This window comes from Paracoccus sp. R86501, from assembly GCF_042466435.1.
Lineage (GTDB): Bacteria > Pseudomonadota > Alphaproteobacteria > Rhodobacterales > Rhodobacteraceae > Paracoccus.
In genome coordinates, this window is record NZ_JAXHPZ010000001.1 from 2,925,001 (window position 1) to 2,939,977 (window position 14,977).

Genomic DNA, 14,977 nt, shown 5'->3' on the forward strand with positions numbered 1-14,977 from the left:
AAAGGTACGCTGGGGATAACAGGCTGATGATGCCCAAGAGTCCATATCGACGGCATCGTTTGGCACCTCGATGTCGGCTCATCTCATCCTGGGGCTGGAGCAGGTCCCAAGGGTACGGCTGTTCGCCGTTTAAAGAGGTACGTGAGCTGGGTTTAGAACGTCGTGAGACAGTTCGGTCCCTATCTGCCGTGGGTGTTGGAGACTTGAGAGGAGCTGCCCCTAGTACGAGAGGACCGGGGTGGACGAACCACTGGTGGACCAGTTGTCGTGCCAACGGCAGTGCTGGGTAGCTATGTTCGGACAGGATAAACGCTGAAGGCATCTAAGCGTGAAGCCCCCCTCAAAACAAGGTCTCCCTTGAGAGCCGTGGAAGACCACCACGTCGATAGGCCGGAGATGTAAGTGCAGCAATGCATTCAGTTGACCGGTACTAATGGCTCGATAGGCTTGATTTGATCCGGAAGAAGACAGACTTCAAAGTCTTCCTCCAAATGCATCCTTGGACAACATGGGCAATAGCCCACGCTGAGCGTCTCTTTCCTGGTCTGGTGGCCCTAGCGCGAGCAAAACACCCGATCCCATCCCGAACTCGGCCGTTAAGTGCCGCTGCGCCGATGGTACTGCGTCTCAAGACGTGGGAGAGTAGGTCACCGCCAGACCTGGAAAGAGACGCATATCCCTCTGAAACGATGAAAAAACACGATCAGGACAAACTTGGCGCGGGGTAGAGCAGCCCGGTAGCTCGTCAGGCTCATAACCTGAAGGTCGCAGGTTCAAATCCTGCCCCCGCAACCAAAAATATACCGAAGTTACAATGCCCCGCTCGAAAAGCGGGGCTTCCTGACGTTCCGCCCTGCGCAAGAACAACCAGCGCAGACAAAGCTTCGGTAAGATATGACGTGAACCCGTCAGAGGTGACGTAGACGGTGGCCGCCTCATTGATTCCACAGATGGTATCCAAGGACGGCGTCCGGATCGGTCAACGTGGCTGCTAGTTCGGCACCTTATGGCGATGCAAAATGCGACGACCGATAGTTCTCCTACCGGGCAGTTTGCTTCATATGCCAGCGCGGGTGTCAGGCAATGGATCTTGTAACCTTACCAGCCCTGAAAGTGATGGTCCTGTACCGTGTCGTTTTTACCTATAGTCCCGGCACACTCGCTTCACATCAGCGATTCCAGCATCACCGATGATCCCGTTTCCATTGACCTCTGTGCCGCCAGACCCATCAGGACGGCCCAACGGCCGTCGGCAAGGCTGACCTCGGCTTGGCTTCGGCTGCTACGTAGCAGCTCCAGAAACCGCTTGTGCTGGTAATATGTCGAACCGTTGTGATCTCCTGCCTCCAGCAGGACGGAATCGACGGGCACGGGTTCCAGACGTGGGCCTTTGGGGTGGCGGGGTGACAAGACGACTTCGGGGGTTGGCGCGGGGCCCAGATCCTCGGGCCAGAAACGGCCGGGGCCGGGCACGAAGGCTTCGATCTTGCCCAAAGGCCCGATGGCCGAGATCTGTTCCTGAAAACGCGCGCCTTCGGCAAACATGCACAGCTCCAGCATGGCCCGGGCGCCGTTGGCGAATTCGACGATGACGTAACCGTGGTCGAAGATGTCGGGTCGGCGGCCGTCCTGTTCCTCGTCCAAGTGATTGACCGCCTGTCCTCCCGAAGCCATCACCCGTACCGGGTCGGATTGCAGCAAAACCCGCATCAGGTCGAAGAAATGGCAGCATTTCTCGACGAAGGTGCCCCCGGTCTGATCGTTGAAGCGGTTCCAGCCGCCGACCTTGTCCAAGAACGGAAATCGGTGTTCCTGGATGGTCAGCATCTTGATACCGCCGGTGACAGCCTGCGCCTGCTGGATCAGCTTGGCGACGGGCGGCATGTAGCGATATTCCATCGCGACCCAGACCGGCGCAGGATAGCTGGCGGCAAAGGCATCGATCTGGGCCAGTTGCGACAGGTCGGTGAACAGCGGCTTTTCGACCAGAACGGGCAGGGGCCGCCGGGCGGCGATCGCCTGCAACTGTTCCAGGTGGCGAAAATTGGGGCTGGCGATCAGCAGGCAATCAAGGTCGGGGACCTGCAGCAGCGCTTCGATGCTGTTGACGAATTGCGCCTTGGGGGCCAGCAGGCGGGCGGCTGCGCGCATCCCGGCATCAGGCTCGAAGATCGCGCCGATGGCCGTGTCGTCCAACAGGGCGATGTTGCGCAGATGCTCCTGCCCCATCATGCCGCAGCCGATGATGCCATAGGTGACGGTCCGGGTCTTGGCGGGGACCAAGGTCTGGGTGGTCATGCGGATCTCCTCAGATCAGACGCTGCACATAGAGCGCCCTGTCGGTGTCGTACCAGGTTCGGGAAAATTCGACCGCATGGGGGCATTGGGCCCAAGACAGTCGCTGGATATGGGCAGTGATGGTTCCCGGGCGCGGACCAAAGCGGTCGTGCGCCCAATCGGGGACCGGGGCGATGCCCACGCGGTCCTCGGCGCGGGTAATCCACAGCTTCAGCGCCCGCTTGTAGGTCAGGTAAAGCGAATCCTGCAGTTTGTCGCGCGGCACCCGGCCCGCACCGCCATCCAGCCAGATCTCCTCGATGGCGATGGGGATATCGTCCAGAAACCGCAGGCGTCGAAAGCGCGTGGCATGGTCGGACGTGCCGTAATCGGGCTGTCCGGCATCCTTGGGCAGGTAATCCACGGACAGAATGTCGGCATTGGGCAGCCCACCACCGCCTATCGCATGTTCCAACCTGAACATCGAATAGACCGAGGCGACCTGCTGTCCCGCCCTGATATAATTGCCCGACCCCTGCCGACGCTCGATCAGTCCCTTGTCCTGCAGTTGGGCCAGAGCCTTGCGCAGGGTGCGAACCGTCGTGTCATGCGCCGCGGCCATGTCGCGTTCGGGGGGCAGGCGCTGGCCATCGACCAGTCGGCCCGCCGCGATGTCGCGGATGACCAGTTCCTCGATCTGCAGATGGATCGGCAGCGCGTCGGGGCGCGCAGGTGATGTACGGCGGCTGGAGTTCAATCCCCGACCTCCCCATCGGATAATTGATGCACCATTGATTTACACCCGGGGCGCGGCTATGCAAGTGGAAAGTTGGGATGACCCTGCGGAGGAAATCATGACCGTCGTTCCCGTCACATCGGCCGATCTGGACCGCGTCGAGGTCGCGTGGTTCTCCGCGCTCTGTTCGGATGATTTCCGCCATCTGGGGGTTCCCGACGATGACCTGCGGTCGTCATGGGCGCATTGTTCCGACATCGTGAAAACCGCCGAGGCGCAGGGGTTCGGCAACATCCTGTGCCCGTCGTCCTATCAGGTGGGGCAGGACACGCTGTCCTTTGTCGCGGGCTGCGCGCCGATCACCGACCGCATCAATATGCTGGCCGCGGTGCGATGCGGGGAAATGCAGCCGATTATGCTGGCCCGCACGGTCGCCACGCTGGACCACATGATGCAGGGGCGGCTGACCCTGAACATCATCTCGTCCGATTTTCCGGGTGAAAAAGCCGACAGCGAGTTTCGGTACCAACGCTCGCGCGAGGTGGTGCAGATCCTGAAGCAGGCATGGACGCAGGACAAAATCGAGTTCCACGGTCAGGTCTATGATTTCAGCGACGTGTCCACAGACCCCGCCAAGCCCTATCAGACGGGCGGGCCGATGCTGTATTTCGGTGGCTATTCCCCCGCAGCGCTGGATCTCTGCGGCGAACATTGCGACGTTTATCTGATGTGGCCCGAAAAAACCGAAGACATCGCCGACCGCATGAAGGCCGCCCATGCTGCGGCCGAACGTCACGGGCGGGTGCTGGATTACGGCTTCCGGTCGCATGTCATCGTCCGCGATACCGAAGCCGAGGCCCGCGAATATGCCCGTGAACTCGTGTCGAAGCTGGACGACGAACAGGGGCGGCTGATCCGCGAACGTGCGCTGGACGCAGGCTCTCTGGGCGTCAGCCGACAGGCGCGCAACCGCGAATTGGCCGATCTGGAAGGTTACATCGAACCGAACCTCTGGACCGGCGTTGGGCGGGCAAGGTCGGGCTGCGGCGCGGCCATCGTCGGATCGACCGATCAGGTGCTTTCCAAGCTGGAGGAGTTGCAGAAGATGGGCATCCGGTCCTTTATCCTGTCAGGCTATCCGCATATCGATGAGGCCGAACATTTCGGAACCCGCGTGCTGCCGCAGATGAAGACCTGCCAGTTGAACCGGGAATGGGGCCGCGTCCCCGCCACCACGCCGCAGACGCCACTTGGCGCAGGAGAACGTCGCTGAATGGAACGCGTCACGATTGCCGAAGGTCTGTCCCTGTCCCGCCTTGTCTATGGCATGTGGCGGGTGGGCGATGATGCCGACACCTCGGTCGCACATGTCCGCGCCAAGATCGATGCCTGTCTGGATCAGGGCATTACCACGCTGGATCAGGCCGACATCTATGGCGATTACACCGCCGAAGCCATCCTTGGTGCCGCGCTGAAGGCCGACCCCGGCCTGCGCAGCAAGGTCGAGCTGGTCAGCAAATGCGATATCGTCGCGCCCTGCGGAAAATATGCTGATGTGTCGTGCAAGCATTACGACACCTCTGAGGCGCATATCCGCGCCTCGGTCGAAAGCTCGCTGCGCGATTTCGGCACCGACCATCTGGACCTGCTGCTGATCCACCGCCCCGATCCGCTGATGGATCACCATGAAACCGGCGGCGTGCTGGATGCGCTGGTGCGCGAGGGCAAGCTGCGCGCGGTCGGCGTGTCGAATTTCCGCCCTTGGGACGTGGAACTGCTGCAATCGGCGATGAACACCAGGCTGGCCACCAACCAGATCGAGCTGTCGCTGGCCAGCATTGCGCCCTTTGCCAATGGTGATCTGGCTTTCCACCAGAAGCGTGGCGATGCCGTGATGGCCTGGTCGCCCCTAGGTGGCGGCAGCCTGATGACCGGCGAAGGCCCGGTGCAGGCGGTGCTGGACGAATTGGCTGGCGAATTCGGCGTTGATCGTGCGGCGGTGGCCGTGGCCTTTCTGCTGCGCCATCCGGCGACGATCCTGCCGGTGCTGGGCACAAATTCGCTGCCGCGCGTCGCGGCCATTTCCGATGCCGCCAAGGTCGGGCTGGATCGCCAGCAGTGGTTCCGGCTCTATCAGGCCGCATTGGGCCATGAGGTCGCGTGATGCAGCATGGCGCGGCCACCAGCTTCGTTCCCACCGCCGACAACAGCCGCGACCTGCGCGACGCCTTCGGGCGCTTCGCCACGGGCGTGACCATCGTGACGGCGCAGGGGCGGGACGGCTGCGTGGCGATGACGGCGAACAGCTTCACCTCGGTTTCGATGCAGCCGCCCTTGGTGCTGTGGTCGCCGGGGCGGGCCTCGTCGCGTTATCCGGCCTTTGTGGGCGCGCAGCATTACGCCATCCACGTGCTGGGCGCGGAACAGGAATCGCTGGCATTCGCAGTGGCGCGTGATCAGGCGGCGCTGCCTGCCGACAAGCTGACGTTGAACGAACAGGGCGTGCCGGTCCTGTCGAACTGCCTTGCACGTTTCGACTGCGCCCGCCACGCTGTCCACGAGGCCGGCGATCATGCCATCATCGTAGGGCAGGTCCTGCGTGCCGAAATGCGCGCGGGCGATCCGCTGGCATTCTTCGGCGGCAGGGTATCGCGGCTGGACTGCAAATAGGCGTCGCCGCATCCCGCCGAGGAGACGGGTCACGGCATCGGGCGTAGGGGGAATGATGGGTTTTCTAAGCGGGCTGATCAGGCCCTTGTCGCGGCTGAACGACCACGTCCTGCGTGTCGGCCGCGCCATCGGTATCACCGCCGTCGCGATCATGGTCACCGTGACCCTGTTGCAAGTCTTCAGCCGCTATGTCCTGAACAGTGCCCTTGCCTGGCCAGACGAGGCCGCGCGTTTCTGCATGCTGTGGATGACCGGGCTGATGGCGCCCACTGCCTTCCGCACCGGTGGTTTCGTGGCCATCGACGTTCTGCCCGAAATGCTGCCCGCCACCGTCGCGCGCATCCTGAACCTGATCCTGCTGTGCCTGTCGCTGCTGGTGCTCTATGTCGCCATTCCCATCGCATGGGCCGAGGTGACGGGCATCGGCGGCCGCTTTGCCAGCGCCTCGCTGCATTTGCCGATCTCGCTTGATTTCAGCCAGTGGTACCGCGTGCCGCGCAGCTGGATGATGGCGTCGCTGTTGGTGGGGTCGGTGATGCTGATCATCGTCAATATCGAACTTTTGTTGCGCAACATCGCGCTGCTGCTGGGGGTGACCGATCTTCCGGCGATCCCCAAAACCGACACGCAAGGGGCCGAATGATGCTGGTGTGGTTTCTTCCGGTCTTTCTGGTCTTTTTGCTGGTCGGCCTGCCGGTCTTCTTTGCACTGCTGGCCGCGCCGGGGCTGCTACTGTTCCTGAACGGTCAGGAACGCGACCTGACGCTGCTGTACCGCAACCTCTATAACGGCATCGACAGCTTTCCGCTGATGGCCATCCCCTTCTTCATGCTGGCGGGCGAGATCATGAACCGCGGCGGGATCACCCTGCGGTTGGTCGAATTCAGCCAGGCGCTGATTGGGCATCTGCGCGGCGGGTTGGCGCATGTGAACGTGCTTTCATCCATGCTGTTCGCGGGTCTGTCGGGCAGCGCCGTGGCCGATACATCCGCCTTGGGGTCCATGCTGATCCCCGCGATGGAGAAACAGGGCTATACCCGCAAGTTCGCCGCCGCCATCACGGCGGCCAGTTCGGTCATCGGGCCGATCATCCCGCCATCGGGGATCATGATCATCTATGCCTATGTCATGGGCGAAAGCGTCGCCGCGCTGTTTCTGGCAGGTCTGGTGCCGGGGGTGCTGGTCGGCGTCGGGCTGATGCTGCTGATCAAGCTGATGGCCGACAAATACGATTTCCCGGTCGCGTCGCGCAAATACACATGGCCCGAACGCGGTCAGGCCAGCCTCAAGGCGTTCTTCCCGCTGATGACACCGGTGATCATCCTCGGCGGCATCCTGTTCGGCATCTTCACGCCCACCGAGGCTGCCGCCGTCGCCGTCCTTTATGCGCTGGTCATCAGCCTGTTCGTCCTGCGCACGCTGCGCATCCGCGAACTGCCGGATGTGTTGGGCAAGGCGGGGCTGACCTCGGCGGTGGTGCTGTTGCTGGTGGGTGCGGCGATGTCATTCAAGACGGTCGTGTCGCTTAGCCATGCACCCCAGCAGCTGGCGGAATTCATCCTGCTGCTGACCGACAACCCGTTGCTGTTGCTGTTCCTGATCAACATCCTGCTGTTCATTGTCGGGATGTTCTTGGACGCGGGTCCGGCCATCATCATTCTTGGCCCGATCCTGGGTCCGGTTTTTACCGGCATGGGCGTGGACAGTATCCATTTTGCCATGATCATGTGCGTTAATCTGACGGTGGGTCTGGCGACACCGCCGATGGGGCTGGTGCTGTTCGTGGCCTCGGCAGTGTCGGGGGAAAGGGTGTCGACCATATCGCGGGCCATTCTGCCCTTCCTTGCGGTCGAGATCCTGGTGATCTTCCTGATCACCTATTTCCCCGCCATCTCGCTGACGATTCCGCGCCTGACCGGCTTTGCAAACTGACTGAATTCTGTGGGAGGAATATGATGAAGACGACACTGACACTGGCCGCCGCGCTGGCACTGGGCACGGCGATGGCCCTGCCTGCCATGGCACAGGATTTCACCATCCGCGCCGTCGCCAATTCGAACGAAAGCGATGAGGATTACGATGGCCTGCAGGTCTTCAAATCCTATGTCGAGGCCGCCTCGAACGGCGCCATCGCGGTCGAGATCTATATGGGTACCCAGCTGTGTTCCAATGGCGCGGAATGCCTGCAGGGCGTCGCGGATGGTTCGATCGACGTCTATATCTCGACCTCGGACGGGGCGGCGGGGCTGTTCCCCTATGTGCAGGTTCTTGACCTGCCCTATATCCTGCCCAACGACCGCGTGGCCGAGGCCGTGCTGTCGGGCGATTTCACCCGTGATCTGCGCGAACGCATGCTGGCGGATTCGGGCGATACAATGCGGCTGATGACCATCGGCAACACCGGCGGCTGGCGCAACTTTGCCAATACCAAGAAGCAGGTCACCACGCCTGACGATCTGAACGGCATGAAGCTGCGCAGCGTCGTGGCCGACCTGCCGCAGGAACTGGTCCGCGCGATGGGCGCATCGCCCACGCCGATCCCCTGGCCGGAACTGTTCACCTCGTTGCAGACGGGCGTCGTGGAAGGGACGCAGAACGGCATCACCGACATCATGTCGATGAAATTCCCCGATGCCGGTCTGAAATACATCACGCTGGACGGGCATGCCTATATGGGCGCGCTGTGGTGGATGTCGAACCAGACCTTCATGTCGCTGCCCGAAGATCTGCGCGTCATCGTCAACGACGGCTTCTATCAGCTGCAACAGGCGACCTTCGCCTCGCCCAAGCGCAAATCCATCCCGGCATACGAGGAATTCACCCAAGCCGGCGGCCAGATCTATGTCCCCTCGGAGGAGGAGAAACAGGCCTTCGCCGATGCCGCCCAGCCCGTCTATGACTGGTTCACCCAGAATGTCGACGGCGGCGCCGAGATCCTGGAAACCCTGCGCGCCGAGGTTTCGGCCGTGCAGGGCCAGATGGATGAAAACCGCACCCGCGACATCCAGTAAGACCGCAAGGGGGGCCTTCGGGCCCCCTTCTGCCCCATGCAGGACCCCCTTATCATGCAGATGACATCCGCCCGCCATTCGGCGCAGGCATTGCGACGGCTGTTTCCCGGCATTGCGCTGGCGCTGATCGTGGCGATGGCCGCGCAGTTCCTGTCGGACCATTACGGCGCGCCGGTGATGCTGATGGCGATCCTGCTGGGCATCGCCTTTAACTTCCTGTCCGAACACGACCGCACCGGCCCCGGCATCGGTTTTGCCGCGCGGGTCTTCCTGCGCGCCGGGGTCGCGCTGCTTGGCCTGCGGGTGTCGCTGGACATGGTGCGTGACATCGGCTGGGGCTTCGTGCTGGTCATGGTCGCCTGCGTGGCGGTGGTGATTCTGGCGTCGGTGCTGCTGGCGCGGCTGATGGGGCGCGACCGGGCCTTCGGGTTCCTGACCGGTGGATCGGTCGCCATCTGCGGCGCATCGGCGGCAATGGCCATCGCATCCATCCTGCCGCAGCGCGAGACGTCGGAACGCGATCTGGCCTTCACGGTCATCTCGGTCACGGCGTTTTCGACGGTGGCCATGATCCTTTACCCGATCGTCGCGGGGGCGTTGGGGCTAAGCGACCACCAGACGGGGCTGTTTCTGGGCGGCACCATCCATGACGTCGCGCAGGTGGTCGGCGCGGGCTATTCGGTCAACGACGAAACCGGCGATATCGCCACGGTCGTCAAGTTGATCCGCGTGACATTGCTGGCGCCGACGGTGCTGATCGGCGCGTTGGTTCTGCGCCGCCATCACCCGGCGACGGGCAAGCGCCCCCCGCTGATGCCGGGCTTTGTCGTGGCCTTCCTGCTGCTGGCGGCGCTGAATTCGCTGCATCTGGTGCCGCAGGCGATGACCGACCCGGCCTCGACCTTGTCGCGTTCGCTTCTGGTGACGGCGGTGGCGGCGGTGGGGATGAAGACATCTCTGGGGCGGCTGGTCGATGTGGGCGGTGCGGCCTTCGCCATGCTGACCCTGCAGACGCTGGCGCTGGCCTGTCTGGTGCTGGTGCCCCTGTTGTTCGGGCTGGTTTAGCGGCCCCAAGACCGGATGACGGATCCGGCGGTGCGACGTCAGGACACTTGCTAAAAGCATCCCCCGGCGGCTAGTTTTCATCAAACGAAGCCGCCCGCAGCGTGATCCCGCAAGGGCACGCCGGACAGGGTCTTTGCCGCGAGGTTCCTGATGTTCGAAACCGTCGATGCCGTTCTGCTGGCCCGCATCCAATTCGCCTTTACGGTCAGCTTCCACTTCCTGTTTCCCGCCTTCACCATCGGTCTGGCCAGTTTTCTGGCGGTCCTGAACGGGCTGTGGTTGTGGACCAATGACACGAAATACCTCGATCTGTTCCGTTACTGGGTCAAGATCTTCGCGCTGGCCTTTGCGATGGGCGTCGTGTCGGGCATCGTCATGTCCTATCAGTTCGGCACCAACTGGTCGGTGTTCTCCGACAAGGCGGGCCCGGTGATCGGCGCGCCCATGGCCTATGAGGTGCTGTCGGCCTTCTTCCTGGAGGCGGGCTTCCTTGGCATCATGCTGTTTGGCCGCGACCGTGTCGGCCCGACCTTGCACATGATCGGCTGTCTGGCGGTGGCGGTGGGGACGGCCATATCGGCATTCTGGATCCTGTCGGTGAACAGCTGGATGCACACCCCCGCGGGCTTCGAGATCGACCCCGAAACCGGGCAGTTCCTGCCCACCGACTTCTGGCAGGTCATCTTCAACCCGTCGTTCCCGTTCCGTCTGATGCATACGGTGACGGCGGCCTATCTGACGACGGCCTTCATCGTCGGTGGCGTGGCCGCGCTGCATCTGCTGCGCAACCGGCACCGCCCCGACCTGATCAGCCCTGCCACGCGCACGATGTTTTCCATGGCGATGTGGATGGCTGCGGTCTTTGCGCCGGTCCAGATCTTCCTTGGCGACATGCACGGGCTGAACACGCTGGAACACCAGCCCGCCAAGATCATGGCGATGGAGGGTCACTTCGAGAGCCACCCCGACGGCGCGCCGCTGTATCTGTTCGGCATCCCCAATCAGGACGAACAGCGGCTGGATTACGCCATCGGCATCCCCAAACTGTCCTCGCTGGTGCTGAAGCACGATCTGAACGCGCCGCTGGACGGGCTGGACACCATCCCGCGCGAAGATCAGCCACCTGTCGCCATCGTCTTCTGGTCGTTCCGCATCATGATCGCGCTGGGCTTTGCCATGCTGGGCGTCGGGCTGTGGTCGTTGCTGGCACGGGTGCGGGGACGGCTGTTCGAATGGGCGATGCTGCACCGTGCGGCGGTCGCCATGGCGCCTTCCGGCCTGATCGCCGTCCTGGCCGGTTGGGTCACCACCGAGGTCGGCCGCCAGCCCTTTACGGTCTATGGCTTCCTGCGCACCTCGGACAGTGCCGCGCCGCTTGATGCGGCCGCGGTGGGTGCATCGTTGGTGGCCTTCGTCATCGTCTATTTCGCGGTCTTCGGGGCCGGCACCTATTACATCCTGCGCCTGATGAACCGTGCACCCGCACGCGCCGAACCGCGCCTCAAGGATGTCACCAACAGCCCGACGCGCACGGCAGGCACCACGCCCGCCCAGCAGCACATGACCCGCAAGCACAACCCCGTCCAACCTGGAGAGTGACCATGACCATTGCAGAAGGCGTTTCCTTCGATCTGACCGTGATCTGGGCATTCGTGATTGCCTTTGCGGTTCTTGTCTATGTCGTGCTGGACGGCTTCGATCTGGGCCTTGGCATGCTGTTCGCGACCGAGGACGACAGCGAGGATCGCGATGTCATGATGAACTCGGTCGCCCCGGTCTGGGACGGGAACGAGACCTGGCTGGTCCTTGGCGGTGGCGGGCTGTTCGCGGCCTTTCCGCTTGCCTATGCGCTGATCCTGCCCGCGCTTTACGCGCCGATCATCGCCATGCTGCTGGCGTTGATCTTCCGCGGGGTGGCCTTTGAATTCCGCTGGCGCACCACCCGCTGGCGTCCAGTCTGGGACGTGGCCTTCATCGGCGGTTCCGCCATGGCAGCGCTGGCGCAGGGCGTAACGCTGGGCGGGCTGTTGCAGGGCATCGACATCGACAAGCCCGGTCGTGCCTATGCCGGCGGCTGGTGGGATTGGCTGACGCCCTTCACGCTGATGGTCGGCGTGGCCGTCATGGCGGGCTATATGCTGTTGGGCGCAACGTGGCTGGTGATGAAGACCGAAGGGCCGTTGCAGGAGCGCATGCGCCGCAAGGCCTGGGTTTTGGGCATCGCCACGGTGATCTTCATCGGCATCGTCAGCCTGTGGACGCCCTTCCTGCAGGACGGATACTACAGCCGCTGGTTCGGAGGCTGGAACATCGCCCTTGCCGCCTGCGTCGGCGTCGCCGTACTGGCGCTGGCCTTCGGCATGTTCCGCACGCTGACCGTGCGCCACCACGATTACTGGCCGTTCTTCTTTGCGCTGGGCCTGTTCATCCTTGGCTTCGCGGGACTGGGCTTCTCGATGTTCCCCTACATCGTCCCCGTCGAGATCACCATCTGGGAGGCCGCCGCCCCCCGCAACAGCCAGATCTTCATGCTGGTCGGCGCTGCGATCCTGATCCCGATCATCCTGACCTATACGGCGTTTTCCTATTGGGTGTTCCGCGGCAAGATCATCCCCGGTGAGGGGTATCACTGATGCGGCAGGGCTTCGGAAAGTTCGCGTGGTTCGTGGGCATCTGGCTGGCCAGTGTCGCCTGCATCGGGACGGTGGCCTTTCTGATCCGGCTGTGGATTGTCTAGGGCTGGGTGCAATCGGGGGCGGACCACAGATGCAGTGGATCGCCCCCTTCCGGCAGGGCGTGACACTGGCCGCCCGCACATAACTGCCAGCCGCCGACCGTCGCCCCAGATGCGCCCAGCCAGATATCACGCTGTGGCGGAACGGTCGGCGTAAATTCCCAGACTCCATCACGCAGAACAGCATCGGGCGGGGGTTCCATCCCCGCACCCGACGCCGTTATCCGCGCCGCGACGGGGGCCAGCCCCGCATCGGTAATCTGCCAGCGTTCCCACCAGACGGTGTGTTCGACCGAATGCTGCCAATCCAGCGTGAATTCCGCCGTGGCCAGCGACAGCAAAAACGCCCCGCTGGCCACGCACAACATCAGGCCACGACCTTGCGTAGCCGCAGCCAGTGCATCGCGCCGAAGACCAGCGCCAGCGCAAAGCCCAATTCGTCCGACAGCGGCATCGCCACAATCAGCGCCACCCCTGCGGCAAAGGCCAGCGTGCGTTCCACGACATTGGTGCGGTCAAGAAAATACCCGACCATCGCCACGCCCCACAGCCCGACGCCCAGCACCGTTTTCAGCAGGATATAGGCGACCTCGACCGGATAGCCCCAGGCTTCGGCGATCGGGCCGCCATCCTGCAGCATCAGCGATGGCGTATAGACCGCCATGAACGGGATGATGAACCCCGCCGCTGCCAGCCGGATCGCCTGCATGGAAATCTTCAGCCCCGAGGTCTTGGCAATTGGCCCCGCCGCAAAGCAGGCCAGTGCCACGGGCGGCGTCAGATCGGCCATGATCCCGAAGTAGAAGACGAACATATGGCTGACCAGCAGTGGAACCCCAAGCTCCATCAACGCCGGACCCGCAAGGGACGAGGTGATGATATAGTTCGGGATCGTCGGAATCCCCATGCCCAGAACAAGGCAGGTCAGCATGGTCAGGAACAGCGACAGGAACAGGTTGTCCTGACCGATGGCAATAATCGCCCCGATAAAGGTCGATGCGATGCCGGTCAGCGTCAGCGTGCCGATGACAACGCCGACAATGGCACAGGCCATGCCGACGGGCAGGGCGTTGCGCGCCCCTTGGGCCAGCGCATCACGGATGATGCCGATGGTCGGGCGGGCGCCTTTGGACATCGCGCAGGCCAGCACCAATGCAGCGATCACCGCGACCAGCAGGTTGATCCCGTATTTCAGGAACAGCGCCGAGGCGACCCCAAGCGCCAGCCAGAAGATGACGCGGAAGGCATATGGTCCGATCATCGCCGCCAGCGGCGCGCCAAGGATCAGCACCGTCACCAGCGCCAGACCCATCGTGCCCGCAAAGATCGGCGTATAGCCCGCGAACAGCAGATAGACCAAGGCCGCCAGCGGCAGCACCAGCGGCCATTGATCGCGCACGGCGTGCCACGGGTTCGGCAGGCTGGCACGGGGCAGGCCCTTCAGGTTGTCGCGTCCGGCCTGCAGCCAGACCATCCAGAAGACCACGCCGAAATAGAGCAGCGCCGGAATGATCGCCGCCTTGACCACGGATGCATAGGGGACGTTCAGCGTCTCGGCCATGATGAAGGCCACGGCACCCATGACGGGGGGCATGATCTGGCCGCCCATGGATGCCGTCGCCTCGACCCCGCCGGCAAAGGCCGGTTTGAAGCCGGATTTCTTCATCATCGGAATGGTGAACTGGCCGGATGCGACGACATTGGCCACCCCCGACCCCGAAATCGTCCCCATCAGCGCCGATGACAGCACGGCCACCTGCGCAGGCCCGCCGCGCACGCCACCGACCAGCCCAAGGGCGAAATCATTGAACAGGTTCAGCATGCCTGCGCGTTCAAGAAACGCCGCGAAAACCACGAAAATGAAGATATAGGCGCTGCTGACATAGATTGGGCTGCCATAGATGCCCTCGGTCCCGAAGGCGAAATGTTCGACGATCTGCTCGAACCCATAGCCGCGATGGATGAAGGGCGGCGGCAAATGCTGGCCAAGGAAGCAATAGGCGAGGAATATCCCCGCGATGGCAGCCAGGGGCCAGCCCATCAGGCGGCGCGCACCCTCGAACACCAGAACGACAAGGATGGTGCCCATCACCAGATCCATCTGCGTCAGGAAGCCGGTGCGGCGGATCAGGTCGTTGTATTCGACCCAGTTGTAGATGCCGGTGGAGAACCCCAACAGCCCAAGCGCCCAAAAGAAGGCCTGCCCACGCTGCGTCTTAGCGACGAGGTTGCCGACAAGGCCAAAGCCCAGCAGCAGCAGGAACCCCACATGCATGGCGCGGACAACCTGACTTGGCAGGCTGCCGTAACCCGCGGCCCACAGTTGGAACAGGGAAAACACGACCGCCAGCCAGAAGGCGACGCGGCCCATGATGCCGGTGCCGAAACCGGGGGGCAGGCCCTCGCTGAATTCGGCCTCGGCGGTGGGATCAAGCGTGGCGGGCCCGCTTGCGGGGGGATGGGATGCGGACATCGGGGACCTTT

At 63.0% G+C, this 14,977-nt stretch carries 14 protein-coding genes, 1 tRNA gene and 2 rRNA genes (1 of these 17 cut by a window edge); 13 read left to right on the plus strand and 4 right to left on the minus strand.

Features of this window, described 5'->3' with window-relative positions:
• From SJY40_RS14310 to SJY40_RS14320, 3 genes are all read left to right on the plus strand, one after another.
• A 23S ribosomal RNA gene (locus SJY40_RS14310) occupies nucleotides 1–455 on the plus strand; it begins 2,381 nt to the left of the window's first position.
• An 89-nt stretch (nucleotides 456–544) separates the two neighbouring features.
• Nucleotides 545–659, plus strand: a 5S ribosomal RNA gene (gene rrf, locus SJY40_RS14315).
• Between the two features lie 59 nt (nucleotides 660–718).
• Nucleotides 719–795, plus strand: a tRNA-Met gene (locus SJY40_RS14320).
• Nucleotides 796–1,164: 369 nt separating this feature from the next.
• Here SJY40_RS14320 and SJY40_RS14325 read toward each other — a convergent pair.
• Both SJY40_RS14325 and SJY40_RS14330 read right to left on the minus strand, forming a co-directional pair.
• Nucleotides 1,165–2,298, minus strand: a complete 1,134-nt coding sequence (locus tag SJY40_RS14325) for a Gfo/Idh/MocA family protein (RefSeq protein ID WP_378947849.1) — start codon at nucleotides 2,296–2,298, stop codon at nucleotides 1,165–1,167.
• A 10-nt stretch (nucleotides 2,299–2,308) separates the two neighbouring features.
• On the minus strand, nucleotides 2,309–3,034 hold the full coding sequence (locus SJY40_RS14330) for a GntR family transcriptional regulator (protein ID WP_378947852.1): 726 nt from the start codon (nucleotides 3,032–3,034) through the stop codon (nucleotides 2,309–2,311).
• Nucleotides 3,035–3,131: 97 nt separating this feature from the next.
• Between SJY40_RS14330 and SJY40_RS14335 the strand changes: the two genes are divergently transcribed.
• The 10 genes from SJY40_RS14335 to SJY40_RS14380 all read left to right on the plus strand — a co-directional run bounded on the left by SJY40_RS14335 (nucleotide 3,132) and on the right by SJY40_RS14380 (nucleotide 12,496).
• Entirely contained in the window at nucleotides 3,132–4,286 is a 1,155-nt protein-coding gene (locus SJY40_RS14335; RefSeq protein WP_378947855.1) for an LLM class flavin-dependent oxidoreductase, read from the plus strand.
• Nucleotides 4,287–5,177, plus strand: coding sequence for an aldo/keto reductase family oxidoreductase (locus SJY40_RS14340; protein WP_378947858.1), 891 nt, complete (start codon nucleotides 4,287–4,289; stop codon nucleotides 5,175–5,177).
• Entirely contained in the window at nucleotides 5,177–5,683 is a 507-nt protein-coding gene (locus tag SJY40_RS14345; RefSeq protein WP_378947861.1) for a flavin reductase family protein, read from the plus strand. Before SJY40_RS14340 ends, SJY40_RS14345 begins: the two co-directional genes overlap by 1 nt.
• A gap of 55 nt (nucleotides 5,684–5,738) precedes the next feature.
• Entirely contained in the window at nucleotides 5,739–6,326 is a 588-nt protein-coding gene (locus tag SJY40_RS14350; RefSeq protein WP_378947864.1) for a TRAP transporter small permease, read from the plus strand.
• Complete coding sequence (locus tag SJY40_RS14355) at nucleotides 6,326–7,615, plus strand: TRAP transporter large permease (protein WP_378947868.1); 1,290 nt, start codon at nucleotides 6,326–6,328, stop codon at nucleotides 7,613–7,615. The genes SJY40_RS14350 and SJY40_RS14355 overlap by 1 nt, the downstream gene beginning before the upstream one ends.
• Before the next feature lie 20 nt (nucleotides 7,616–7,635).
• On the plus strand, nucleotides 7,636–8,694 hold the full coding sequence (gene dctP, locus SJY40_RS14360) for a TRAP transporter substrate-binding protein DctP (RefSeq protein WP_378947871.1): 1,059 nt from the start codon (nucleotides 7,636–7,638) through the stop codon (nucleotides 8,692–8,694).
• 54 nt (nucleotides 8,695–8,748) lie between these two features.
• The gene (locus SJY40_RS14365; protein ID WP_378947874.1) at nucleotides 8,749–9,759 is read left to right on the plus strand and encodes a YeiH family protein; all 1,011 of its coding nucleotides are present in this window, start codon (nucleotides 8,749–8,751) and stop codon (nucleotides 9,757–9,759) included.
• A 150-nt stretch (nucleotides 9,760–9,909) separates the two neighbouring features.
• A complete protein-coding gene (locus tag SJY40_RS14370) occupies nucleotides 9,910–11,358 on the plus strand; it encodes a cytochrome ubiquinol oxidase subunit I (protein ID WP_378947877.1) in 1,449 nt (482 codons plus the stop codon).
• Nucleotides 11,359–11,360: 2 nt separating this feature from the next.
• Nucleotides 11,361–12,392: a cytochrome d ubiquinol oxidase subunit II gene (gene cydB, locus SJY40_RS14375; RefSeq protein ID WP_378948473.1), complete on the plus strand. Its 1,032-nt coding sequence runs from the start codon at nucleotides 11,361–11,363 to the stop codon at nucleotides 12,390–12,392.
• Nucleotides 12,392–12,496 (plus strand): DUF2474 family protein, encoded by a 105-nt coding sequence (locus tag SJY40_RS14380; RefSeq protein ID WP_378947879.1) that lies wholly within the window; start codon nucleotides 12,392–12,394, stop codon nucleotides 12,494–12,496. Before cydB ends, SJY40_RS14380 begins: the two co-directional genes overlap by 1 nt.
• Here SJY40_RS14380 and SJY40_RS14385 read toward each other — a convergent pair.
• On the minus strand, nucleotides 12,493–12,861 hold the full coding sequence (locus tag SJY40_RS14385) for a DUF1850 domain-containing protein (protein WP_378947882.1): 369 nt from the start codon (nucleotides 12,859–12,861) through the stop codon (nucleotides 12,493–12,495). The two genes, SJY40_RS14380 and SJY40_RS14385, sit on opposite strands and share 4 nt — an antisense overlap.
• Entirely contained in the window at nucleotides 12,861–14,966 is a 2,106-nt protein-coding gene (locus SJY40_RS14390) for a TRAP transporter permease (protein ID WP_378947885.1), read from the minus strand. Before SJY40_RS14390 ends, SJY40_RS14385 begins: the two co-directional genes overlap by 1 nt.
• Nucleotides 14,967–14,977 lie beyond the last annotated feature (11 nt).